Origin of the sequence: Streptomyces sp. AV19 (genome assembly GCF_015999245.1) — a bacterium.
Classification (GTDB): Bacteria; Actinomycetota; Actinomycetes; order Streptomycetales; family Streptomycetaceae; genus Streptomyces.
The window spans coordinates 779,320-802,933 of sequence record NZ_JAEAMR010000007.1 but is presented as its reverse complement, the minus strand read 5'-3'; the positions used below and the strand labels follow the sequence as shown (position 1 = coordinate 802,933).

Genomic DNA, 23,614 nt, shown 5'->3' with positions numbered 1-23,614 from the left:
CGGGGCTCCGCCCCGGACCCCGCAACGCGGCTGCGCCGCGTTCGTCCTCAAACGCCGGACGGGCTGAAATGGCGCGCCGAATCAGCCCGTCCGGCGCTTGAGGACAGCGCCCGCAGGGCGCTTCAGGGGCCAGGGGCGCAGCCCCGAGCAAGAGCCCAAGGGGCACAGCCCCAAGCGGGGGTCCAGGGGAGCAGCTCCCGGCGGGGTGCAGGGGCGCAGCCCCGCTCACCCGCGCGGAGCGCGGGCCCAGCGCGCCCCGCACGCCGACGGGGTTACGAAGGGGCGGCACAGCCCCGCCCACCCGCCCGGAACGCGGCCCCGGGGGCGCAGGGGGCAGACCCCCGCTCACCGCGCGGCGAAGCCGCGCTCGGGGCCGGGGCCCCGCCCCGGGAAACGGTGAAAGGGCGGGGCGGGGAAAGACAAACCCCCGGCACCGCCCCCGCCGCACCGGTCAGGCGTCAACCGCCGACCCCCGCCCCTCCCCCGAGCCCGCTCCCGCCCCCGCAGGCCCCCGCTCGCCCCTCGTGATCACGAGGCCCAGCAGCGCCGTGGCCACACCCCCCGCCGCCAGGATCCACCAGGCGGGCCGCACCGCGGAGGTGAAAGCGGCGGCGTCGGTCAACGGGGCGCCGTGCAACCCGGCGTTGAGGATCGCACCGAGGACGGCGACGCCCATCGCGAAGGCCGAGCGGCCGAAGGTGGTGAGCATCCCCGAGGCGAGCCCGGACCGGTCCGCCGGCACGCCCGAGACGCCCGCGTTGATGACCAGCGGAACGGCCAGGCCGACGCCCAGGCCGAAGAGGACGTACTCCACGACCATCAGCGCCCGCGCGGAATCGCCGGTGAAGAGCGCGATCAGCACCCCGCTCGCCGCGAGCGCCACCCCCGCCCCGACCAGCAGCGGCCGCCGGCCGCACCGGCGGTCCAGCCGGGCCGCGCACACGGAGGAGGCCGCGAGGACACCCGCAGGCAGCAGCATCCACACGCCCGCCGCCGTGGCGGACATCCGCAGCGGATTCTGCAGGTAGAGCGCGGCGAGGAAGAAGAAGCCGCCGAACGTCCCGAAGACGGACACGGACGCGGCGATCGCGCCGCCGAACCGCGCGTCGCGGAAGAACCCCAGCTCGATCAGCGGTTCCGCGCGGCGGCGTTCATAAGCGAGGAGCCCGGCGAGGGACGCGGCGGCGAGCGCGAAGCAGCCGATGACGACCGGTGCGGTCCAGCCGGCCTGCGGCGCCTCGATGACCCCGTACGCCAGCGGCCCCAGCAGGGTGACCACCAGCAGCTGGCCCACCGGGTCCGGGCGGCGCGGGTGCTCGGCCCGCGACTCGGGGACATTCCGCACCGCGATCAGCGATGCGAGGATCCCGAAGGGGACGTTCAGCCAGAACACCGCCCGCCAGCCGAGGGCGTCCACCAGCACCCCGCCGACCACCGGCCCGAGGGCCAGCCCGAGGCCGTAGGCCCCCACCCAGACGCCCATGGCCCGGATCCGCTCGCGTTCCTCGGGGAAGGCGTTCGCGACGATCGACATGGAGACGGGGCCCAGCCCCGCGGCCCCCACGCCCTGGAGGATCCGGAAGCCGATCAGCGCGGGGAGCGAGGGCGCGAACGCGCACAGCACGGAGGCGACCGTGAAGATCACGACGCCCGCCATCATCACGCGTTTCCGGCCGATCCGGTCCCCCGTCGACCCGGTGTAGAGCATCAACGTCGCCATGGCAAGGCTGTAGGAAGCGATGGCCCACTGCATCCCGGAGACGGAGGCACCCAGGTCCCGTTCCATGGTGGGGAGGGCGACATTCAGCGCGGTGACATCGAGGCCGATCAGAATGACGGCGGCCGAGCAGACCGTCAGGACGAGATTGCGCCGGTGGGCGGTGAGCCGGGTGGTGAGCTCGGGCACGGCTGCCTCCGGAATCCTGCGGGAACCTTCCTCCCTCCGACCCTCCGCCCCTTCCGGCCCGGCTGCCATCGGACGGCCGGGGGACGGGCGGGACGGGATCCGTCCCCCGGTCGCAGGATCCATCCCCCTGTCGAAAGGCCCGATTGCCGAGGACCCGATTGCCGAAGGACCCGACCCCCACCGCCCCGCGCGGCGTCACCGCTCCCGGCACAGCGCGACCAGCCCCGCCCCCGCGAGCACCAGGACGCCGGTGACCAGCGCCGCGCGGCTCATCCCGACGCCGACGGCATGGGCCGCTCCCCCGCCCTGCGGGGCCAGGGCGAGGACGGTGGCGACGAGTGCGACGCCGATGGACGACCCGAGGTAGCGGGAGGCGTTGTTCGCCGCCGAGCCGACGGCCACGCGGTCCGCGGGCACGCTCCGCACGGCCAGCCCGGCGAGCGCCGCGTTGACCACCCCGCTGCCGAGCCCGGCGACCACCAGGCCGGGGACCAGCCGCCACCAGGACGCGTGCTCGCCGATCCCCGCGAGCGCGAGCTGGCCGACGCCGCAGGCGAGCAGTCCGGCCGCGACCTGGTGCCGGTCGGTCACCCGCCCGGCCAGCCGGCGGGCCTGCGGCGCGGCGACGAACGACAGGCCCGACCAGATCGCCAGCACCCCGGCGCTCTGCAGCGGGCTCATGCCGAACAGGCTCTGCGCGGCGGTCGGCACGTACGTCATGAAGCCGACGACGCCCGCGCCGACGACCAGGGCGCCGACCGTCGAGGCGAGGAACGCGGGCCTGCGCAGCAGCGCGAGGTCGAGCAGGGGCGCGTCCGCCCGCCGCTCGACCGCGCCGAACGCGGCGAGCGCCACCGCGGCCGCGGCGAGCAGGGCGAGGACGTGCGGCCTGGCCCATCCGCCCCGGCCCTCGACGAGCGCCGCGACGAGGAGGGAGACGCCGAGGCCGAGCGTCACCGCGCCGCCCGCGTCGAAGCCGCGCCGCCGCGGGTTGCGCGACTCGGCCAGGGACGCGGCGCCCCACAGGGCCAGCGCCCCGGCGGCGGCCGCGACGGCCCAGTAGACGGCGCGCCAGTCCGCGGCCCTGACCACCAGGGCGGAGAACACCGGCCCCAGGGCGATGCCGCCGCCGACCATCGCGCCCCACAGCCCGGTGGCCCGCGCCCGCTCCGGCCCCGGGGCGCAGGCGTGGCCCAGCAGCCCCAGCCCGGCGGCCAGCAGGGCGGCGCCGGCCGTGCCCTGGACGACGCGTGCGAACACGAAGGCCCAGGGCGCGGTCGCGAGCGCGCACCCGGCGCTCGCGAGGGCGAGCAGCCCGCCCCCGGCCACGAACACCCGTTTCCGCCCGTGGTCGTCCGCGAGGCTGCCCGCCACCATCAGGCTCGCCGCGAGCCCGACGCCGATCCCGCCGAGGATCCACGTCCTGCCCGACGCCCCGGCGCCGAGGTCCGCGCCGATGAGCGCGGCGGCCGGCAGCGGCGCGGTGAAGTTCAGCAGCACCAGCAAGGTCGCCGCGCACGAGATCGCGAGCGTGGTGCGCGGCCGGTTCGTCGACATCAACTTCCCCCAGTCTGCGATGCGGTCGCGCCGACCGTACCAGCGGAAGTTCAAAAACTGAACCACGAAGTTCGCCCACCGAACTGCTAATCTCCTCACGTGGGATCAGGACGCGGCTACACGGACCAGGACTGCTCGCTGGCGCGCGCGCTGGAGGTCATCGGGGAGCGCTGGACGCTGCTCGTCCTCCGCGACTGCTTCTACGGGGTGCGGCGCTTCGCCGACTTCCACGCCCACCTGGGCGTCCCGCGCGCCGTCCTCACCGAGCGCCTCAAGACCCTGACGTCCCTGGGCGTCGTCGAACGCCGCCCCCGCCCCACGGGCGTCGAGGTGGACTACCTGCTCACGGAACGCGGCCTCGACCTGTGGCCCGCGGTCCACGCCCTGGCCCAGTGGGGCGAACGCTGGACCGCCCCCGAAGGCGCCCGCCGCGTCTTCGCCCACGCCCCCTGCGGCACCGACCTCACCCCCACGGGCCACTGCCCCTCGTGCGGGACCGCCCCCTCGCCCGCAGACCTGACGATCCGTCAGGGCCCGGGCGCGGACCCGACCCTGCGGGACGACCGGGTGAGCGCGGCCCTCCGCCGGGGCCCGCACCGGCTGCTGACGGATCTGTTCACGCAATGAGCCGCGCCCTCCCCTCAGGACGAGGGGAGGGCGCGGATGCGTGCCGTGATGCGCGCTCAGGCGGCCCGGAGGTGCGCCGCCCGCTCGTTGAAGTCGGCGACCAGCGGGTGCCTGCCGAAGGGAACCATCCGCCGCTGCACACCCCGCACGGCCTCCACGCACCGCGAGGACTTGACCCGACCGGCCAGGTCCACCGCGCGGACTCCCGCCGCGTGCGCGGACTCCAGGTCGCGTCGCTGCAGGTGCGAGACGGCGAGCGTCGCCTGGGACATGGCGCCGCGCCGGGCGCGGTTCTGCCTGCGCGCGTGGCCGATCGAGCGGCGCGCGTGCTCCTCCGCGTGCTCGGGGCGGCCCAGGTCCCGGAAGGCATGCGCCCATTCGCCTCCCAGATAGGCGGGGTCGATGAACTTCGCCCACTCCGGCTCGCGTTCCGGCACCACGGTGGCGAACACCCGCTCCGCCTCGTTCACCGCGTGAGCGGTGGCCTTCTCCTCACCGAGGGCCGCGAGCGCGCGGGCCTCCAGCGTCCACAGGTCCGCGAGGCAGGCCGGGGCGTGCGTACGGGCGAGCCCCTGCCGTCCGGCCTGGGCGAGCCGCCGGCCCTCGGCCGGGTGGCCGAGCAGCGTGGCCTGGTCGGCCATGCCCGCGAGGACGTGCGCGCCGAGGGCGGCGTCCTTCGACTCCTCGGCCAGGCGCAGGGCCTGGGTCAGGTATCGCTGCGCGGTGCCGTGCTCCCCGTTGTCGAAGGCCATCCAGCCGAGCAGGTACGTCTGTTCGGCCGCGGCCTCGCACAGCGCCCTGCGGACGTCGTCGGTGTGGGTGCGCCGGAGCAGCGGATAGACGTGCTCGTTCATGTACGCGGCCAGGGCGAGCCGGCCCGAACCGCCGCCCTGGAAGATGTCCATCTCCTGGAAGGCCCCGAACATGTTGCGGACGGCGGTGACGTCCTCCAGCCGCACCCGGCGGCCGGGACGGGGCGTCCCGTCGAGGGTGTTGAGCAGCCAGTCCCGGGACGGACCGACCGCGGCGGCAACGGCGAAGGGTGCACCGGCCAGGAACGCTCGCCTCTCCACGTCTGCTCTCCCCAGCTCTGCGACGGACTCGACCGTCACGGCCCACGATGGGCTGTAGAAGAGCGCGCGGTCAATGTCCGGGGCGTCGCCCAAGCCGAGGTCGTACGTCGTGACGCGGTACCCGAAGCGCGCCGAGAACAGATCGGCCAGGATCGCCGGAACCGGCGGCCTGGGGACCTCGCCGTGCAGCCAACGCCGCACGCTGGACGCGTCCGACGAGATGTGGGGCTGTCCCCATTCGGCGGCCAGCGACCGGACGCGCCGGGCGAGTTCCCCCCGGCTCCAGCCCGAACGGCCGAGCCATTCGGCGAGCTTCGTGTTCGAATCCTTCATCACTGCCACCCAATTGATCGACAGGGCGGGTGGATTCACCACGGTTCACCACCCGCTTCGAAGCTACCCGCCTTCGTACCCCGGCAGTTGGCTGTTGCGTGACATACGCCAACCACCCGGCAGCGGAAGGGAACCCTCGCATGAGCGCGCGCCACCCCGACGACCGCCCGCCGCTGCCCCGCCCCATGCTGACCGGCGACACCGCCCCTCTCGACCTGGTCACCATCCGCGCCACCGTCCGCCGGGCCCTCCAGGAACGCCCCGTCCGCCCCTGCACCGCCGAGATCGCCGAGCTGACGCGGACGCTCCGCGCGCATCTGGGGGCGATGCTCGACGAAGCGCACCACCGCGCCGCCCTCCTCACGGCGGGAACCCCCGCGCGGCTCCGCTGGGAGACCCTCATCGCGCACGTGCGCGCCGACCTCGCCTTCGGGCTGGGCCAGGGGCAGCCCGTACGCGCGGCGGCCGACGCGTACGTACGGATCCTGGCCCGCGACGCGCGCTTCCTCGCGGACCGCCTCGACGAGTGAGGCGTCCCGCCCTCACTCCCGGAGCACCAGCCGCCCCGCCGGCGACACCGTCAGCCCCAACCGGTCCGCGTGGACCAGCCGTTGGCCCACCGGCACCGCCGTGCCGCCCGCCGTGACCGTGCCCGTCGCCGTCGCGGGGTCCGTCGCGTAGACCTCGTACTCCTCGATCAGGAGGCGGTATTCGGACGGCGGGAGCAGTTGCGGGGCCGGGGGGATCAGGTCGGCGGACCAGAGGTAGCTGCGGGGTGTGGGGACGCAGGTGAGTTCGAGGACGGTGCCGGTGCCCGCCCAGTCGAGGTCGCCGCCGCCGGCCGCGCGGCGTTCGACCGCGGCGAGGACGCGGCGGCTCGCGGCCATGGCGGCCCGGCCCGTGCCGACGCGGGCGCCGAGGGCGTTGGAGGAGACCGGGCCGCTCAGCTCCAGGCGGATCGCGCCGGTGGACGTCATCGTCGCCGTGGTCGTGCGGTCGGGGAGGAGGGGGAGGAAGCCGGTGGTGGTGATCCCGGAGAGGGTGAGGCCGGCCGCGGAGCGGGGGCGGTAGCGGGCCAGGGCCAGGAGGATCCGGGAGCAGTGGGCGGCATCGATGTCGATGTCGCAGGTCCACAGGCCGAGTTCGGGGTCGCGGGACGGGGTGAAGGCGGTGATCGGGGCGGAGGCCGGGGCGCCGTTCACCGGTTCGGCGAGGAGGACGGACGCGGTCAGCTCCGCGTTCGGGAAGTTCGCGGGGGTGAGCGGGTCCGTGGCGCAGCGGGTGGGGCCCAGGACGACGGCCAGGAGTTCGCCGCCGGAGGAGGGCCAGGGGCCGCGGAGGTGGACGCGGAAGCCGGCGTGCCGGCGGGTGCGGGTGACCCGGTGCCGGGCGTGGTCGACGGCGTTCTCCCAGCGGAGGGCGGGGACGAGGTGGTCGACGTCCGGCGGTGCGGGGCGGCGGGGGCCGGGGACGCGCCAGGCACCGCACGTGGCCGCCAGCAGGCCGACGAACGCGATGTTCATGCCCGCCCCCTCGCCTCGCCCTCTCCCTGGATACCGCCGGGCGCGGCCGCGGACGTAGGCCCGAACGGGTGAGAGGGGGCGGACGCTGCTCCGATCGAGCGACCCCGGTCAGGAGGACATCGCGCGCAGCCCCGCCTCGCGCGCGTCGATCAGCTCGTCCCAGTGCTCCCGCGCCCACGCGCACATGGCGTCCATGGGTGCGAGCAGACTCCGCCCCAGCGGCGTCAGCGCGTACGCGCCGTCCCCGGCGCGCCCGACGTAGCCGTCGCGCTCCAGCTCGCGCAGGGTCTGCGTGAGCACCTTGGCGGTGATCCCGCGCAGCGGAATGCGCAATTCCGAAAAGCGCCGGGGGCCGTCCTCCAGGCAACGGACCACCATTCCCGCCCACTTGCCGCCGATACGGAAAGGCGTCAGGTCGGAAGGGCAGACCGGGTCGAACATCTCGGGATCCAGAGTCGTGATCACGGGCCCAACCGTAACCGCCCCGGCGCGCAAGGGCGCAGCGGCCCCTTTTGGACATACCCGCGGTAGCCCTTGCGGTCGAGGGGGGACCCTGTAGTGGGATATGGCGATGCGACCCCCCATACGCATGCCGTCCAGCCGTCCCCCCAACCCGTACGACGAACTCGCGGCACTGGCCGACCCGGACCCCACGGAGATTCCCGAAGCACGGCCGGACGGCGGCAATGCCAACAATGCCAGCAATGCCGACAATTCCGTCACGCAGGAAATCCCTGCACCCGGTCCGGACTTGACGGAGAATTCACCCGGCCTCCCGGAATCGGCCGTCCTGCCCCTGCCGTTCACCTTCGTGGAATCCGCGGAATCCGTGAAACCCGTGGAATCCGACGACGAGCCGTGGTCCCCGCCCGACCACCGCCGCGCCGGAAAGGGCCGCCGCCGGGCGAGAAGGAGCCGCCGGCGCCGCCGGAGCCCCTTCTCCGCGATACCGCGCACCCTCAAACTCCTCTTCGCCCTCACCGTCTGCGCCGGATTCCTGGTGCTCGCGGACCGTTTCGCCGCGCTGTACGCCGAGAAGAAGGCCGAGCAGAAACTCCAGGAGCAACTCCACCTGGCAGCCGCTCCCCAAGTGGACATCCACGGCTTCCCGTTCCTCACCCAGGTCCTGGACAAGCGCCTGGAGCGCGTGGACGTCACGGTGCCGCACGTGGCCGCCGACCGCGTCTCGCTGGCGAAGGTCCGGGCGAGCGCGAGCGACATCCGGCTGACCGGAAACCTGCCGAAGGACATCCGGGGCGCGGTCATCGGCGACCTGGACAGCGAGGTCGAGCTGTCCTTCGACGACATGAACCGGGAACTCGCCGCGTCCGAGGTCAAGTTCAGCCGCCGGGACGACAACTCCGTGACCGCGGACGGCAGGCTGACGATCGCGGGCCAGGACGTGCGCGTACGGGCACGGGCCCAGGTGCGCCTCGCCAGCGGCCGCGAACTCTCCACGGACATCGACGACATGAGCATCGACCTGCCCGGCATCGCCGTCTACCGCCCCGGCAAGGGCAACGGCCTCACCCTCCACCGCGAGACCGCCGAGCGCATCAGCCGGGACGCGGCGCGGGTGAAGGCGCTGCTCTCGGTGCCGGCCGTGGTGGAACGGCTCGGCATCCGGGAGGACCACATCGCGCTCGCCCTGCGGAACGAGGAGAAGCTGCACGAGCTCACGGGCGCGCCCCGGTTCGTCGAGCGGCTGACGCACGTCAACCTCGTCGACGTCGTGATGGAACGTCCCTGGCTGCTGAAGAAGGCCGGCATCGACCCCAAGCTGGTCATCGGCCTGACCCGGCTGCGTCCGCCGGAGCTCACCGACCGTCTGTCCTTCTCCTTCAAGCTGCCCAAGGCGGCCGAGGACCTGCGGCTGCGGGACGTGAAGGTCGGGAAGGACGGCATCAGGGCGTCGCTGTCCGGCACGGCTCTCGCCGTGGGACGGAAGTGACGCAGCCCTCTGAAGTGACGCAGCCTTCTACAGCTCCGTCACCACCACGTCGAGCGCCCACGGCCGCCCGGCCTTCTCCGGGGCGCCGCCCTCCACCGCGTACCCCAGGTCCCGCAGCACGTCGGCGAGTTCGGCCGGGGACGCCGGATCCGCGCCGGCCGTCAGCAGGTCGCGCACCATGCGTCCCTTGGTCGCCTTGTTGAAGTGGCTCACGACGGACCGCTTCTCGACGCCGTCCACCGTCCGCGACTGGAGCACCCGCACGGTCGCCGTCCGCCCGGCGAGCCCGCCCTTGGGCTTCCACGCCGCCGCGTACGCCGCCGAGCGCAGGTCCAGGACGAGCCCGTCGCCGGCCGCCGCGGGCATCTCCTCGGCCATCGGCCCGCGCCAGAAGGCGCCGAGGGCGCCCGCGCCGGGCAGCTTGACGCCCATCGAGCAGCGGTAGGAGGGGATGGCGTCCCCGACGCGCACCGCGCCCCACAGGCCGGAGAAGACCAGCAGCGACCGCTCGGCGGCGCGCCGGGCGGCCGCGTCCAGGGACGCCAGGCCGAGCGCGTCGTAGAGGACGCCGGTGTAGACCTCCCCGGCGGGGCGGGTGCCGGCCGTGCGCAGGCCCGCGTTCTTGGCGACCTCGCCGCGCAGGCCCGGGCTCAGGCCCAGCACCCCGGCGGCCTTCTCCTCGTCGCCCGAGCACAGCTCCACCAGCTCCGCGAGCACCGTCTCCCGCGCGGCGGCGAGCCCCGGCAGGGCGAGGGCGGCGACGTCGACCGGCCCGCCCGCCCCTCCGGTGGCCTTCCCCTCGGACGGCGGCAACAGCACGAGCACGGTCGGTCTCCTCTACCTGAGTCTGATCACATCGGGTCCGATCACACTGGGTCCGATCACCCGAGTCTGATCATCTGGGTCCGATCGGCGGCCCGGTCCCGGCCGCCCCGGGGAGCCTAACGCCGTACGCCACGTCCACCGCGCCGCGCCTCCCGGCCGCACCTACGCTCGATGGCATGCCCCGCCGCAAGATACGGGTGACGGACGAGGAGCGCGCACCGCTGCGCAAGGCGCTGCGCGAACTGCGCGAGCGGACGCACGCGCCCTCCGCCTTCCCCGCGGCGGCCCAGGCGGAGGCCGAGCGCGCCGCCCGGCGCAGACCGCGGCTGCCGGCGTACGACGCGACCCGGCTGCCGCTGTTCACCCTCGACCCGCCCGGGGTGCGGGAGCTGGAGCGGGCCCTGCACCTGGCCCGCCGGCCCGGCGGCGGCTACCGCGTCCACTACGCCGTCGCCGACGTCGCCGCCTTCGTCGCGCCCGGCGGCGCCCTGGACGCCGAGGCGCACCGGCGGGCGGTGACCGTCCACTACCCCGACGTCCGCGTCCCCCTCCTCCCCCTCGTGCTGTGCGAGGACGCGGCGAGCCTGCTGCCGGACCACGACCGGCCGGCGCTGCTGTGGGAGCTGGACCTCGCCGCGGACGGGTCCGTGGTCCGCGCCGACCTGCGCCGCGCCCTGGTGCGCAGCCGCGCCCGGCTGGACCACGCGGGCGCCCAGCGGGCGATCGACACCGGCACCGCGGAGGAACCGCTGGAGCTGCTGCGGGAGACGGGGCTGCTGCGGCGGGAGTTGGAGCGCGCCCGCGGCGGCGTCTCGCTGGACGTGCCCGTCCAGGAGGTCGTCCACCGCGGCGACCGCTACCTGCTGGAGTACCGCACGCCGCCGCCGACCGAGGAGTGGAGCGCCCGGCTCGCCCTGATGACGGGGACGGCGGCGGCCGAGCTGATGCTCGCCTCGGGCACCGGCGTCCTGCGCACGCTCCCGTCCCTGCCCGTCGAGGGCGGGCCGCTCACCGCGCTGCGCCGGGCGGCCCGCGCGCTGGGCGTGACCTGGCCGGACACCATGCCGTACCCGGTGATGCTGCGCGCCCTGGCCCCCTCCCACCCGCAGCACGCGGCCTTCCTCCAGTGCTGCGCCGGCCTGCTCCGCCGGGCCGGCTACACGGTCTTCGACCGCGAACGCCCCACCCGCCGCCCGGCCCCCGCCGACCCGGTCCACGCCGCCGTCGCCGCCCCGTACGCCCACTGCGCCGCGCCGCTGCGCCGCCTCGCGGACCGCTACGCGCTGGAGCTGTGCCTGGCCGCGTCGGCCGGCGCCGACGCCCCGGAGTGGGTGCGCTCCGCCCTGGACGGCCTCCCCGGCGAGATGGCCGCCGGGGCCGCCCGCGCCGAGGAGGCGGAACGGGAGGCCGCGGCCCTGGTCGACGCGGCCGTGCTGCGCGACCGCATCGGCGAGGTCTTCGACGCCCTCGTCGTGGACGTCGTCGTCTCCCGCCCCACCGCCGGCACGGTCCGCCTCCGCGACCCGGCCGTCTCCGGCCACATCGAGGGCGACCGCGACGGCCCCCCGCTCCCGCTGGGCCACCGCCTGCGCGTCCGGCTGATCGAGGCCGACCCGGGCCGCGACGAGGTCTGGTTCGCCCCGGCGTGAAAGCGCCGGCTGCCGGCCCGGTACCATGGTCCGTACGGCGGACGAGCCGGCCGGGCGGCCGCGTGGGATCTTCGGATCCCCCGAGGAACGTCCGGGCTCCACACGGCAGGGTGGTGGGTAACGCCCACCCGGGGTGACCCGCGGGACAGTGCCACAGAAAACAGACCGCCGGGGGCCTTTCGGGGCGCTCGGTAAGGGTGAAACGGTGGTGTAAGAGACCACCAGTGCCCAGGGTGACCTGGGCAGCTAGGTAAACCCCACCCGGAGCAAGGTCAAGAGGAGCCGTTCACGGCTCTGCGCGGACGACCGAGGGCTGCCCGCCCGAGTCCGCGGGTAGACCGCACGAGCCCGCCGGCAACGGCGGGCCTAGATGGATGGCCGCCTCCCCGCGGCCCGCAAGGGCCCCGGGAGACAGAACCCGGCGTACAGGCCGACTCGTCCGCCCCTTCCCGCGACACAGGGTCCGCGTCGGCCCGTCCCCGGACCGTCGCCTGTCCCGGACCGTCAGAGAACGGTGATCTGCAGGACGTACACGCATTGGTGGCGCGGCACGATCTGGTACACGAACATCCCGCCGACGACCACCTCGCTGCGCAGGGACGGGGACGCCCCCTGGTACGAGACGCCGTCGAGGTAGAGGGCGGCGGCGGCCCGGACGACCTCCTCGGTGCGCGTCTCCACGCGGGCGACGAACGCCAGATCGTCGAGATCGCCGATGACGTGCTCGGCACTCGGGTCGTACTCCCATCGCCAGCCGTCAGCCACCCCTCACCGCCGCCCGGGCCTCGTTGTGCACCGCGACGACCTCGTCCATCGCGGCCCGCCACGTGGAGTCGTCCCGGTCCCGGGTGTGGACCACCCGTTGCGCCCGGCGCATGCGCTCGGAGAGGGCCGGGCGGCGGAGAATCTCGATCTCGGTGGCCCACTTGACCAGGAATCCCCGGATCGGGCCGAAGGACTGCACTTCGGTCGCCAGGCTGAACACCACGTCGCGTTCCGCCAGGAATTCGGGCAGGCGCGCCGGTGCGACGCGGGCGAGGGCCACCCGCAGAGCGGCGAAGTTCATCTCGGGCCGGGGGACGATCTCCTCGGCCGGATCCGGGGCGGGTGCGGTGGTCATGCGACGGGCCCCCGGAGGGCAAGGACGGTGGACAGTGTCTCCGTCGCGGGGGGCAAGGGGTGCACACGCATATGGGCGCTCCTGCGGCGTGGGATGGGTCCGCTACGCGTCCGCCGTCGCGTCGCGTACCGGAGTTGGGCTGCCAGCCTACCGAGGCGGCGCCCGTCGCGCGGAGCGCCTTGCGCCGGCAACGGGGCGTGCGGCAAAAGCCCTACGGGCCTTACTTGAAGGGCACGTTGACGCAGGCGAGCCGCCCGCCCGCCGTGCCGGCCACGCCCGGTCCCGTCTCGGTCGCGTGCTCGTGGATCACCACGGAACGGGCCTCGCCCGCGCGGAAGCGCCAGGCCACGGTCGCGGTGGAGGCGCCGTCGCCCTGCCGGTCGGAGGTGAGGTCCAGCCACACCTCGTTGCGGGGATTGGCGTACGCCGGGTCCGTCGAGGGCTGCTTCGGGTCCACGGCGTTCTGGTAGTGCGCTCCGGAGTCGTCGGGCGCGGTGCCGCAGGGCTTCTGGTGCACGTGGGCGCCGAACGTCCGGTTCGCCTCCACGCCGTGGACGCGCAGTTCGACCCGCGTACGGCCGTCGCGTCCCACCCGCTCGGTGACGGTGACCTTGCCGCCGGACGGCACCGCCCGGGTGTCGAAGGTGACCGCCCGGTGCACGGCCTTCCCGTCGGCCGCCCGGAACACCCCGTCCACCGTCACTCCCGGACCGGGCGCCCAGCTCAGGGACGGGAGGGTGATCAGGGAAGCGGCAAGTGCTGGCATGAGAAAAGACATTGGGTGCCCCTCACGACGGATTCTCGTTCTCGCGTTCTCGCGTTCTCGCCGGGCGCCCCCCTGCTCCCACGCTAACAGCGGCGGGGCGCCGCCGCACCGGGCGACCATCCCGGTGGTAATTCGGAATTCAAGGTATCCGCAATTCTGTTCCCGCGCGGCACGCAGCAAATCGGAGGCCCCCGATATCACTTCTGCGGAATGCATTGACCCCCTGTAACGGGCGCTGATACCAACGGGTCACAAAGCCCCCGCAGACGAGGAGCGCGGACATGCTGCGCATAGACGTGAGCATTTTCTCCGGACGGCCCGACCCTTCCTGGATCATCTCCGACGAGGGCGCGGTGCGCGCCCTGCTGTCGGACGCGGCCGACGCGGCCGGGGAAGCGGTGGGCATACCCGGGGCGGGGTACGACGGCCTCGGATATCGCGAGGTCGTGGTCTCCGCGGTCAGTGACGACGAGCCCTGGCCCGACGCGCTGCCCCGCAGTTTCGCGCTGGGCACGCTCGGCGCTCGCGACGTGGGGCGTTCGGCCGAACTCGCCCGCCGCGTGGTGGCGGACATGACCCGCCACACGGGCACGCAGTTGGCCGCGCACGAGCGGACCCCGCTCGGCGACGAGCTGCGCGACCTCGTGCTGGGCGAGATCGACGGCTTCGCGGCCGAGCCCCCGGCCCGGCCCCCGGCCCCCGCCCTCGCCGCGTACCCGCGGGGCGCCACCGCCGAGGAGAGCGCGCCGGCCGCCACCTGCTACATCGAGTTCGGGCAGTTCAACCCCGGCTTCTGGAACCGGCCCGAGGTGCAGCCGCGCAACAACTGCTACAACTACGCGCGCAACCACCGCACCGACACCTTCGCCCAGCCCGGCCGGGCGCACGGGGCCCAGGCCCGGACCATGGCCTGCGGCGACGTCGGCCGGGGCGCGTTCGCCGACGGCTTCGTCCGGCGCTTCCAGTGCCTGCCGGACAGCGAGAAACCGCGCTGGCTCACCGCGCTCGTCGTCTGGCCGAGCTGGGACTACCACTGGTACCGATTCCACAGCGGTAATTTCTGGGGTCACAAGCCCGGCCGCACGCCCGCCCGGGACTACGACAACAGCGGCGTACGGATCACCAATCCGGAAACCTGCAACCGCGGTAATTACCGCGATTTCTGCGGGTACTTCTACGCGGGACGGTCCGTCGTCATCAACTGACGCGATCGAAGCGGCCGAGAGGCAACCGAGCGCGGGACGGGGAAAAACGCATGCTGGTGGAACTGGACCTGTACAGCGGCCGCCCCAACCCGCGCTGGCAACTCGATTCCCGGGCCGCCGGGGAATTCCGGACGATGACGGACTCGCTCGCCGCCGCGGACGCGGCCCGGCCCCCGCTCCCGGCGCCGGGGCTGGGCTATCGCGGTTTCACGGTCGTGGACGGCGACCGCACCGTCCGGGTGTTCGGCGGCCGCGTGGAACTCGGGGCGGATCAACGGGCCGACCCCGGCCGCACGGTGGAGCGCTGGCTCCTGGACCGGCTCCCTCCCCCGCTGAGCCACCTCCGCGCCCTGGTCGCCGCCGCGATCGACGGCTGAGGCACCGCGACCCGCGTTGCATTGTGCGCAACAGCCGTTGCCCATCGCACAAGTGCCGGGCAGCATGCCCCCCGTGACCGACATCCTCGACCTCGCCCCCGTCATCCCGGTCGTCGTGCTGCACGACGCCGCCGACGCCGTGCCGTTGACGCGGGCGCTGGTGGCGGGCGGGCTGCCGGCGGTGGAGATCACGCTGCGGACGCACGGGGCGCTGGAGGCGATCGCCGAGGTGGCGGCGGAGGTGCCCGAGGCGATGGTGGGGGCCGGGACGGTGCTGCGGCCCGCGCAGGTCGAGGCGGCGATCGGGGCGGGTGCGCGGTTCCTGGTCAGCCCGGGGTGGACGCCCCGGCTGCTGGACGCGATGCGGGGCGCGGGCGTGCCGTTCCTGCCGGGCGTCTCGACGGCGTCCGAGGTGCTGGCGCTGCTCGAACTGGGCGTGCGGGAGATGAAGTTCTTCCCGGCGGAGGCGGCCGGCGGCGCCGCGTACCTCGGGTCGCTCGCGGCACCGCTGCCCACGGCCCGCTTCTGTCCCACCGGCGGGATAGGCGAGGACTCCGCGCGGACGTATCTGGCGCTGCCCAACGTCGGCTGCGTGGGCGGCACATGGATGCTGCCGCCGGACGCGGTGCGCGGACGCGACTGGGCGCGGGTGGAGCGGCTGGCCCACGCGGCGGCCCGCCTGCGTCAACACAGCACTGACGCCTAGGCGATCACTGGCGGCCTGCGGCGATAACCTGCACCCGCCATGAACGAATTCGCTGACGAGGCACGTTCACGCGTTGCCCACCTGCTCCGGATGGCCAATACGGCGGACGAACAGGAGCGGGCACGGCTGATCGCGTACGCCGACACCACCCCGGAGCCGCCGATCATGGACCGCGCGGGGATCGTCACCACGGGGTGTCCCCGCTGCCGGGGCACGGCATGGAGACGTCAGGACACCGAGGGGCCCGTCTGGGTGTGCGGATCGTGCGGCCACGTGGAGGGCGTGACGGTGGAGTGCCCGCACTGCGCGATCGCGATGGACCCACCCCCACCCGGCGCCCCGGACCGCTGGCACTGCCCCCGCTGCCCACGAACAGCCGCGACCGGCGAAAGCGCACAGGACATCGAGGATCGTGAGCGCAAACGCCTGCGGGCGAGCGGGCTGCTGGGCAGGACGGTCATCGGCACGGCGGTGATGGGCCGACGCCCGTCCTGAGGGGAGCACGCGGCGCGGAGGGGGGATGAGGCTCTGGGGGCGGGCCGGGTGGTGAGGTCCTGGGCGTGGACGGGTGGTGAGGTCCTGGGCCGGGTCAGCGGGCAAAGGACGGCCCATTTGCCGGGGCGAGGGAGCGAAGCCCCGGGAGGTCCGGGAACGAAGCCCCGCGGGAGTACAGGAGCCGAAACCCGCAGGGCCAGGGGCGGAGCCCCGAACGGGATCCAGGGGCGGAGCCCCGGTGGGGGTGCAGGGGGCGGAGCCCCCGCGTACAGCGCGGCGGAGCCGCGCCCGGGCCCCGGGGCGGAGCCCCGGAAGAAACGGTGAAAGGGCGGGCCGGGGGCAAACCCTCCTACAGCCGGCCGCTCGCCGGCAACCGCGGCTGCGCGTCCAGCAACGTCCGCAACTTCGCGAAGTCCTCCACGCACCGCCCCGTACCCACCGCCACACAGTCCAGCGGCTCGTCCGCGACCAGCACAGGAATGTCCAGCTCACGACTGAGCCGCACGTCCAGCCCGCGCAGCAGCGCCCCGCCACCGGTGAGGACGATGCCGCGGTCCATGATGTCCCCGGACAACTCCGGCGGCGTCTCGTCGAGCGTCTGCCGCACGGCCATGACGATCGCGTCCACCGGCTCGGTGAGCGCGTGCCGGATCTCGTCGGCCGTCAGCTCCAGCGTCTTGGGCAGACCGCTGACCTGGTCGCGACCGCGGATCGTGTAACGGTCGGGCGGCAGCAGCCCCTGCGTCTCCTCCGAATCCGAGGCGGAGCCGGCCAGACTCTCGTTCTTCGCCAACTCGCTTGCCACGGACGCCAGTCCGGCGAGCGACCACTTCCCCGTGGGCGCGGCCGAGCCGATGCTCAGCTTGATCTCCTCGGCGGTACGCTCGCCGATCGCCAGCGCGTACTCCTTCTTCACGTAGGAGATGATCGCCGAGTCCATCGCGTCGCCCGCAGTCCGCACCGAGCGCGCGGTGACGATGCCGCCCAGCGAGATGACCGCGACCTCCGTCGTGCCGCCGCCGATGTCGACGACCATGCAGCCGGTCGGCTCGCTGACCGGCAGGCCCGCGCCGATCGCCGCCGCCATCGGCTCCTCGACCAGGTGCACCGCCCGCGCCCCGGCCTGGGAGGCGGCCTCGATCACGGCGCGGCGCTCGACGCCCGTGATGCCCGACGGCACGCAGACCACCACGCGCGGCCGGGACAGCATCCGCTTGCCGGCGACCTTCTTGATGAAGTGCCGGAGCATCCGCTCGGCCACCTCGAAGTCGGCTATGACGCCGTCGCGCATCGGGCGGATGGCCACGATGTTCGAAGGAGTGCGGCCGATGGTCTCCTTCGCCTCGGAACCCACCGACAGCACGCTGCCGTCCTCGGCGTTGACGGCGACGACCGAGGGCTCGTTGAGCACCACTCCCCTGCCCCTCACGTACACCAGCGTGTTCGCGGTGCCGAGGTCGATGCCCATGTCCCTGCCGGTGAACGACTTACTTTGCGCCATAAGTCGCAAGTATTCACCATCACCGAACTTTTATGCGGAGTTGACGACCAGGACCGGACACGGCGAAGGCCCGGCTGCCGAGGCAACCGGGCCCGCGTCCGACGGAGCGTCAGCGGTTGTCGTGCTGCGACGGCGCGACCGTCACCTCGACCCGCTGGAACTCCTTGAGCTCGCTGTAGCCCGTGGTCGCCATCGCCCGGCGCAGGGCGCCGAAGAAGTTCATCGACCCGTCGGGGGTGTGCGAGGGGCCGAGGAGGATCTCCTCGGTGGTGCCGACGGCACCCAGGTTCATGCGCTTGCCGCGCGGCACGTCCTCGTGCACGGCCTCCATGCCCCAGTGGTGGCCGCGGCCCGGCGCGTCGGTGGCGCGGGCGAGCGGGGAGCCCATCATCACGGCGTCGGCGCCGCAGGCGATGGCCTTGGGCAGGTCGCCGGACCAGCCCACGCCGCCGTCGGCGATGACGTGGACGTACCGGCCGCCGGACTCGTCCATGTAGTCACGGCGGGCGGCGGCCACATCGGCCACGGCGGTCGCCATCGGCACCTGAATGCCCAGAACGTTACGGGTGGTGTGCGCGGCGCCGCCGCCGAAGCCGACGAGGACGCCGGCCGCGCCGGTCCGCATCAGGTGCAGCGCGGCGGTGTACGTGGCGCAGCCGCCGACGATCACCGGGACGTCGAGCTCATAGATGAACTGCTTCAGGTTCAGCGGCTCGGCGGCACCCGACACGTGCTCGGCGGAGACGGTGGTCCCGCGGATCACGAAGATGTCCACGCCGGCGTCCACCACGGCCTTGGAGAACTGCGCGGTGCGCTGCGGCGACAGCGCGGCGGCGGTCACGACGCCCGAGTCGCGGACCTCCTTGATGCGCTGCCCGATCAGCTCCTCCTTGATCGGGGCGGCGTAGATCTCCTGCATGCGCTTGGTCGCGGCGTGCTCGTCCAGCTCCGCGATCTCGGCCAGCAGCGGCTCGGGGTCCTCGTAGCGGGTCCACAGGCCCTCGAGGTTGAGCACGCCGAGACCGCCCAGCTCACCGATGCGGATGGCCGTCTCGGGCGAGACGACGGAGTCCATCGGGGCGGCCAGGAACGGCAGCTCGAAGCGGTAGGCGTCGATCTGCCAGGCGATCGAGACCTCCTTCGGGTCGCGGGTACGGCGACTCGGGACGACGGCGATGTCGTCGAACGCGTACGCCCGGCGGCCGCGCTTGCCGCGCCCGATCTCGATCTCAGTCACGTTTGTGGCCTTTCCTTCTACGTCTGCCGCACTCCAGTATCACCGACGCGACGCACCCCGACCGCGCACCGGCGGGGAATGCCCCCGCCCCGCCCTCCGGGGCATGGCCCCGGCCCCGCGAAACCACGCTCCGCGCGGTTGTCCTCGAACTCCCCGGAGGGGGCAACCACCGAATTCAGCCCGTCCGGCGTTTGAGGACGAACGCGGCGCAGCCGCGTTGCGACCCCGGGGCGAAACCCGGGGCAGGGACCCGGGGACGAAACCCGAGGCGGAGGCCCAGGGACGAAACCCGAGGCAGGGGCCCAAGGACGAAACCCGAGGCGGAGGCCCAAGGACGAAACCCGGGGCGGAGGCCCAGGGACGAAACCCGGGGCGGGGGTCCAGGGCGCAGCCCCGGGCAGGGGCCCAGGACGCAGCCCCGGGCAAGGGTCCAGGGGAGAAGCCCCGAGCACAGGGGGGAGAAGCCCCCGAGCAGAGGTCCAGGACGAAGCCCCGAGCAGGGGCCCAGGGGGCGCAGCCCCCGGTGGGGTGCAGGGGCGAAGCCCCGCCACCGCGCGGAGCGCGGGCCCGGCGGGCCCGCCCGCCCACGGGGTGGCGCAGGGGCCAGCCCCTGCGGAAACGGTGAAAGGGCGGGGCGGGGAGAAACCCCCCCCCCCCCCGACCACTCAGCGCCGCGACGAGTAGTTCGGCGCCTCGACCGTCATCTGGATGTCGTGCGGGTGGCTCTCCTTGAGCCCCGCCGCCGTGATCCGCACGAACGTGCCCTTGTCCTTGAGCTCCTGCACATTGGCCGATCCCACATACCCCATGGACGCCCGCAGACCGCCCACCAGCTGGTGGGCCACCGAGGACAGCGGACCGCGGTAGGGCACCTGACCCTCGATGCCCTCGGGCACCAGCTTGTCCTCGGACAGGACGTTGTCCTGGAAGTAGCGGTCCTTGGAGAAGGAGCGCGCCTGCCCGCGCGACTGCATCGCGCCCAGCGACCCCATCCCCCGGTAGGACTTGAACTGCTTGCCGTTGATGAAGACCATCTCGCCCGGCGACTCCTCGCAGCCCGCCAGCAGCGAGCCGAGCATCACCGTGTCGGCACCGGCCGCGATCGCCTTGGCGATGTCGCCGGAGAACTGCAGGCCGCCGTCGCCGATCAGCGGCACACCCGCCGCGTGGCACGCCCGCGCCGCCTCGTAGATGGCCGTGACCTGCGGGACGCCGATGCCGGCGACCACCCGCGTGGTGCAGATCGAGCCCGGGCCGACGCCCACCTTGACGCCGTCCACACCCGCGTCGATCAGCGCCTGCGCACCATCCCGCGTGGCGACGTTGCCGCCGACGACGTCCACATCGATGTTGGACTTGATCTTGGCGATCATGTCGAGGATGCCGCGGCTGTGCCCGTGGGCGCTGTCCACGACGAGGAAGTCGGCACCGGCCTCGACGAGCGCCTGGGCCCGCTCGTACGCCTCGGCACCGACGCCCACCGCGGCACCGACGACCAGGCGGCCCTCCGCGTCCTTGGCCGCGTTCGGGTACTGCTCGGCCTTGACGAAGTCCTTGACCGTGATCAGACCCTTGAGCACCCCGGCGTCGTCCACCAGCGGCAGCTTCTCGATCTTGTGGCGGCGCAGCAGCTCCATGGCGTCCTCGCCGGAGATGCCCACCTTGCCGGTGACCAGCGGCATCGGCGTCATGACCTCGCGCACCGAACGCGAACGGTCGGACTCGAAGGCCATGTCGCGGTTGGTCACGATGCCCAGCAGCTTGCCCGCCGGGTCGGTGACCGGCACGCCGCTGATGCGGAAGCGGGCGCACAGCGCGTCCGCCTCGGCCAGGGTGGCGTCGGGGCGGACGGTGATCGGGTCGGAGACCATGCCCGACTCGGAGCGCTTGACGAGGTCGACCTGGTTGGCCTGGTCCTCGATGGACAGGTTGCGGTGCAGCACGCCCGCGCCGCCCTGCCGGGCCATGGCGATCGCCATCCGCGCCTCGGTGACCTTGTCCATGGCGGCGGACAGCAGCGGGATGTTCACCCGGACGTTGCGCGAGACACGGGAGGAGGTGTCGACCGCGTTCGGCAGTACCTCCGAAGCGCCCGGCAGCAGCAGGACGTCGTCGTAGGTCAGACCGAGCATCGCGAACTTCGCGGGCATTCCGTCGGCGTGGTCAGTCATGACACCTTCCCAAATACTCAAGATCTGCCGGGCCCGTCACCACCGGCGGCGTCCGCCGCGGGCCCGGAACCCCCTTGCCTCAGCGAGGACTCCCATGCTAACGGCCGTCGCGGGTGTCCCATTCCACGACCGGTGAGTCCCGCGTCACTTGGAGGTTCCTCCACAGATCCCGCTCGTCACTGTTCGGCCAAGGCCCTCAGTCTGCTGAGCGCCCGGTGCTGGGCGACCCGGACCGCGCCCGGCGACATGCCCAGCATCTGCCCGGTCTCCTCGGCCGTCAGGCCCACCGCGACCCGGAGCAGCACCAGCTCGCGCTGGTTCTCCGGGAGGTTGGCGAGCAGCTTCTTGGCCCACTCCGCGTCACTGCTGAGCAGCGCCCGCTCCTCGGGGCCGAGCGAGTCGTCGGGCTGCTCCGGCATCTCGTCGGAGGGCACGGCGGTACTGCCCGGGTGCCGCATGGCCGCCCGCTGGAGATCGGCGACCTTGTGCGCGGCGATGGCCACGACGAACGCCTCGAAGGGCCGCCCGGTGTCCCGGTAGCGGGGCAGCGCGCAGAGCACCGCCAGGCACACCTCCTGGGCGAGGTCGTCCACGAAGTGCCGCGCGTCGCCCGGCAGTCGCGACAGCCGGGTGCGGCAGTAGCGCAGGGCCAGCGGGTGGACCAGGGCGAGCAGGTCGTGGGTGGCACCCCGGTCGCCCTCGACGGCGCGGGCGACGAGAGCGCCGATCTCCCCGGGGCCGGCGGCCACTGGGTGCCCCGGTGTCTCGTCGTCACGCATCGGTCCATGGTGCCTCGGCGTCCGACGATCCACGGCACCGCCTTCATAGTTGTGCGTCGAACCGTTACGCGTCGGTGTCCTCGCACTCACGTCTCGCGTCGCCCCCTTCCGGGTATACCCGCCCCGCGCCCACGACTCCACCGATAGCTTGTGCCCGTGCCGTGCGGCGTGATGCCGTACGGCGACGAGCGGCGCCTGTCCGTCATGAGGTCTCTTCTGGCCGAGCGAGAAGGTTCGGCCTCTGGCGGGGAGGAGTCACACCTCAAGGATGCGGCATCCGTCGGGGTTTCGGCGCCAGACGTCGGCGCGGTGGGGTCACGGCGCCCATCGCCCTCCCCCGCGCCGGAGCGACGCGGGGGGACGGCCCGGCCGGCCGCGCGCCCACCCCCAGAGCATGTCCGATGGGGCGGCACGAGCCCTGCGACGCCCCATCGGACACGCCCTAGCGGACCAGGCCCCAGCGGAAGCCGAGCGCCACCGCGTGCGCCCGGTCGGAAGCGCCCAGCTTCTTGAAGAGCCGCCGGGCGTGGGTCTTGACCGTGTCCTCGGAGAGGAAGAGCTCGCGGCCGATCTCGGCGTTGGAGCGCCCGTGGCTCATGCCCTCCAGGACCTGGATCTCCCGCGCGGTGAGCGTGGGGGCCGCGCCCATCTCGGCCGAGCGCAGCCGGCGCGGGGCGAGCCGCCAGGTCGGGTCGGCGAGCGCCTGCGTCACGGTGGCCCGCAGCTCGGCGCGCGAGGCGTCCTTGTGCAGGTAGCCGCGCGCCCCGGCGGCGACCGCGAGCGCGACGCCGTCCAGGTCCTCCGCCACCGTGAGCATGATGATGCGGGCCCCCGGGTCGGCGGACAGCAGCCGGCGGACGGTCTCGACGCCGCCCAGGCCGGGCATGCGGACGTCCATGAGAATCAGATCCGAGCGATCGGCGCCCCAGCGGCGGAGGACTTCCTCGCCGTTGGCCGCCGTCGTCACGCGCTCGACGCCGGGCACGGTCGCCACCGCACGACGGAGCGCCTCTCGGGCAAGCGGGGAGTCGTCGCAGACGAGGACGGATGTCATGGCCGCCCTCCGCAGCTGATGCGCGTCACCTTGAGCCTCCAGGCTGGTACTGGTCGTCACCTGTGCGATGGGCGAGACACCTGCTCGGGCAGACCGCCGCGGACCGTCCCGGACACCTGACCGCACGCGCTCGCCAACCGCCTCCGGCACTCTCAACGACGGTCACCCGAAAGAGTTACGGGCTCGGTCGGCCCTGTTCGGCACTCTACGTGAGGGCGCGGACACGGAGCAGGGCGCACGGGGGGCGCTCGTCAGATCGTTCGAGTCGTGCCCCATTTGCCCGCTTGGAGTCGTTTTTCTTCCCATTCAGTGGCAAGTGTGGCTAGATTCGCAATGAGTCATATTTTCATCTGCTCAGTTCGCATCGATGCACATCGAGGGGACGACAAGCAATGGCAGATTTCTCCCGGCTCCCCGGCCCCAACGCCGACCTGTGGGACTGGCAGCTGCTCGCCGCCTGCCGCGGGGTCGACAGCTCGCTGTTCTTCCACCCCGAGGGCGAGCGCGGGGCGGCCCGCAGCGCCCGCGAGACCTCGGCGAAGGAAGTGTGCATGCGCTGCCCGGTCCGCGCGGAGTGCGCGGCGCACGCGCTGGCGGTACGGGAGCCGTACGGCGTGTGGGGCGGACTCACCGAGGACGAGCGCGAGGAGCTGATGGGACGCGCACGGCACCGCTCCATCACCGCGTCGGGCAGCCCGATGAGCGCCTAGTAGGACTCCGTTAGGTCGGGCTGGTTCTGGTGCGTTCGCGTTGGCGGGT

Annotated in this window: 23 protein-coding genes and 1 other RNA gene; 10 read left to right on the top strand and 14 right to left on the bottom strand. The window is 73.5% G+C overall.

Features of this window, described 5'->3' with window-relative positions; translation table 11 throughout:
* Positions 1-451 precede the first annotated feature (451 nt).
* Both I5Q34_RS13395 and I5Q34_RS13390 read right to left on the bottom strand, forming a co-directional pair.
* On the bottom strand, positions 452-1,906 hold the full coding sequence (locus I5Q34_RS13395) for an MFS transporter (protein ID WP_277965331.1): 1,455 nt from the start codon (positions 1,904-1,906) through the stop codon (positions 452-454).
* A 195-nt stretch (positions 1,907-2,101) separates the two neighbouring features.
* Positions 2,102-3,463, bottom strand: coding sequence for an MFS transporter (locus I5Q34_RS13390; protein WP_199892393.1), 1,362 nt, complete (start codon positions 3,461-3,463; stop codon positions 2,102-2,104).
* 99 nt (positions 3,464-3,562) lie between these two features.
* Here I5Q34_RS13390 and I5Q34_RS13385 point away from each other — a divergent pair, with 99 nt between their 5' ends.
* Positions 3,563-4,090 carry a helix-turn-helix domain-containing protein gene (locus tag I5Q34_RS13385; protein ID WP_199892392.1) on the top strand — a complete coding sequence of 176 codons (528 nt, stop codon included), beginning with the start codon at positions 3,563-3,565 and terminating at the stop codon, positions 4,088-4,090.
* A 56-nt stretch (positions 4,091-4,146) separates the two neighbouring features.
* On the opposite strand, the gene I5Q34_RS13380 is transcribed toward I5Q34_RS13385, so the two are convergent.
* Positions 4,147-5,496 (bottom strand): transcriptional regulator, encoded by a 1,350-nt coding sequence (locus tag I5Q34_RS13380; RefSeq protein ID WP_199892391.1) that lies wholly within the window; start codon positions 5,494-5,496, stop codon positions 4,147-4,149.
* A gap of 140 nt (positions 5,497-5,636) precedes the next feature.
* Here I5Q34_RS13380 and I5Q34_RS13375 point away from each other — a divergent pair, with 140 nt between their 5' ends.
* Complete coding sequence (locus I5Q34_RS13375; protein ID WP_199892390.1) at positions 5,637-6,026, top strand: DUF6415 family natural product biosynthesis protein; 390 nt, start codon at positions 5,637-5,639, stop codon at positions 6,024-6,026.
* Between the two features lie 12 nt (positions 6,027-6,038).
* On the opposite strand, the gene I5Q34_RS13370 is transcribed toward I5Q34_RS13375, so the two are convergent.
* A complete protein-coding gene (locus I5Q34_RS13370) occupies positions 6,039-7,019 on the bottom strand; it encodes a hypothetical protein (protein WP_199892389.1) in 981 nt (326 codons plus the stop codon).
* A 108-nt stretch (positions 7,020-7,127) separates the two neighbouring features.
* Positions 7,128-7,460: a helix-turn-helix domain-containing protein gene (locus I5Q34_RS13365; RefSeq protein WP_199892940.1), complete on the bottom strand. Its 333-nt coding sequence runs from the start codon at positions 7,458-7,460 to the stop codon at positions 7,128-7,130.
* A gap of 130 nt (positions 7,461-7,590) precedes the next feature.
* On the opposite strand from I5Q34_RS13365, the gene I5Q34_RS13360 reads away from it, so the two are divergent.
* A complete protein-coding gene (locus I5Q34_RS13360; protein WP_199892388.1) occupies positions 7,591-8,970 on the top strand; it encodes a DUF2993 domain-containing protein in 1,380 nt (459 codons plus the stop codon).
* Between the two features lie 27 nt (positions 8,971-8,997).
* Here I5Q34_RS13360 and yaaA read toward each other — a convergent pair whose 3' ends face one another.
* A complete protein-coding gene (gene yaaA / locus I5Q34_RS13355) occupies positions 8,998-9,795 on the bottom strand; it encodes a peroxide stress protein YaaA (RefSeq protein WP_199892387.1) in 798 nt (265 codons plus the stop codon).
* A gap of 176 nt (positions 9,796-9,971) precedes the next feature.
* Between yaaA and I5Q34_RS13350 the strand changes: the two genes are divergently transcribed.
* Complete coding sequence (locus tag I5Q34_RS13350; RefSeq protein WP_199892386.1) at positions 9,972-11,444, top strand: RNB domain-containing ribonuclease; 1,473 nt, start codon at positions 9,972-9,974, stop codon at positions 11,442-11,444.
* Between the two features lie 42 nt (positions 11,445-11,486).
* Positions 11,487-11,886, top strand: an RNA gene (gene rnpB, locus I5Q34_RS13345) — RNase P RNA component class A.
* 62 nt (positions 11,887-11,948) lie between these two features.
* Here rnpB and I5Q34_RS13340 read toward each other — a convergent pair.
* The 3 genes from I5Q34_RS13340 to I5Q34_RS13330 all read right to left on the bottom strand — a co-directional run bounded on the left by I5Q34_RS13340 (position 11,949) and on the right by I5Q34_RS13330 (position 13,330).
* Complete coding sequence (locus I5Q34_RS13340) at positions 11,949-12,209, bottom strand: hypothetical protein (RefSeq protein ID WP_199892385.1); 261 nt, start codon at positions 12,207-12,209, stop codon at positions 11,949-11,951.
* The gene (locus I5Q34_RS13335; RefSeq protein WP_199892384.1) at positions 12,202-12,564 is read right to left on the bottom strand and encodes a hypothetical protein; all 363 of its coding nucleotides are present in this window, start codon (positions 12,562-12,564) and stop codon (positions 12,202-12,204) included. The genes I5Q34_RS13340 and I5Q34_RS13335 overlap by 8 nt, the downstream gene beginning before the upstream one ends.
* Positions 12,565-12,784: 220 nt before the next feature.
* Positions 12,785-13,330, bottom strand: coding sequence for a superoxide dismutase family protein (locus I5Q34_RS13330; protein ID WP_199892383.1), 546 nt, complete (start codon positions 13,328-13,330; stop codon positions 12,785-12,787).
* Positions 13,331-13,611: 281 nt separating this feature from the next.
* On the opposite strand from I5Q34_RS13330, the gene I5Q34_RS13325 reads away from it, so the two are divergent.
* The 4 genes from I5Q34_RS13325 to I5Q34_RS34655 all read left to right on the top strand — a co-directional run bounded on the left by I5Q34_RS13325 (position 13,612) and on the right by I5Q34_RS34655 (position 16,113).
* On the top strand, positions 13,612-14,535 hold the full coding sequence (locus I5Q34_RS13325; RefSeq protein ID WP_199892382.1) for a hypothetical protein: 924 nt from the start codon (positions 13,612-13,614) through the stop codon (positions 14,533-14,535).
* A 50-nt stretch (positions 14,536-14,585) separates the two neighbouring features.
* On the top strand, positions 14,586-14,912 hold the full coding sequence (locus I5Q34_RS13320; protein WP_199892381.1) for a hypothetical protein: 327 nt from the start codon (positions 14,586-14,588) through the stop codon (positions 14,910-14,912).
* A gap of 64 nt (positions 14,913-14,976) precedes the next feature.
* On the top strand, positions 14,977-15,618 hold the full coding sequence (gene eda, locus I5Q34_RS13315; RefSeq protein ID WP_199892380.1) for a bifunctional 4-hydroxy-2-oxoglutarate aldolase/2-dehydro-3-deoxy-phosphogluconate aldolase: 642 nt from the start codon (positions 14,977-14,979) through the stop codon (positions 15,616-15,618).
* 39 nt (positions 15,619-15,657) lie between these two features.
* Positions 15,658-16,113, top strand: a complete 456-nt coding sequence (locus I5Q34_RS34655) for a hypothetical protein (RefSeq protein ID WP_234428749.1) — start codon at positions 15,658-15,660, stop codon at positions 16,111-16,113.
* A 349-nt stretch (positions 16,114-16,462) separates the two neighbouring features.
* Here I5Q34_RS34655 and I5Q34_RS13305 read toward each other — a convergent pair whose 3' ends face one another.
* The 5 genes from I5Q34_RS13305 to I5Q34_RS13285 form a co-directional block, all read right to left on the bottom strand.
* A complete protein-coding gene (locus tag I5Q34_RS13305; RefSeq protein ID WP_199892379.1) occupies positions 16,463-17,614 on the bottom strand; it encodes a rod shape-determining protein in 1,152 nt (383 codons plus the stop codon).
* A 109-nt stretch (positions 17,615-17,723) separates the two neighbouring features.
* A complete protein-coding gene (locus tag I5Q34_RS13300) occupies positions 17,724-18,851 on the bottom strand; it encodes a GuaB3 family IMP dehydrogenase-related protein (RefSeq protein WP_004955655.1) in 1,128 nt (375 codons plus the stop codon).
* Between the two features lie 665 nt (positions 18,852-19,516).
* Positions 19,517-21,022 carry an IMP dehydrogenase gene (guaB, locus tag I5Q34_RS13295; protein WP_199892378.1) on the bottom strand — a complete coding sequence of 502 codons (1,506 nt, stop codon included), beginning with the start codon at positions 21,020-21,022 and terminating at the stop codon, positions 19,517-19,519.
* Positions 21,023-21,198: 176 nt separating this feature from the next.
* Positions 21,199-21,801, bottom strand: coding sequence for a sigma-70 family RNA polymerase sigma factor (locus I5Q34_RS13290; RefSeq protein WP_199892377.1), 603 nt, complete (start codon positions 21,799-21,801; stop codon positions 21,199-21,201).
* Positions 21,802-22,243: 442 nt separating this feature from the next.
* Entirely contained in the window at positions 22,244-22,855 is a 612-nt protein-coding gene (locus I5Q34_RS13285) for a response regulator transcription factor (RefSeq protein WP_003948568.1), read from the bottom strand.
* Between the two features lie 392 nt (positions 22,856-23,247).
* On the opposite strand from I5Q34_RS13285, the gene I5Q34_RS13280 reads away from it, so the two are divergent.
* Positions 23,248-23,565: a WhiB family transcriptional regulator gene (locus I5Q34_RS13280; RefSeq protein ID WP_049718716.1), complete on the top strand. Its 318-nt coding sequence runs from the start codon at positions 23,248-23,250 to the stop codon at positions 23,563-23,565.
* Positions 23,566-23,614 lie beyond the last annotated feature (49 nt).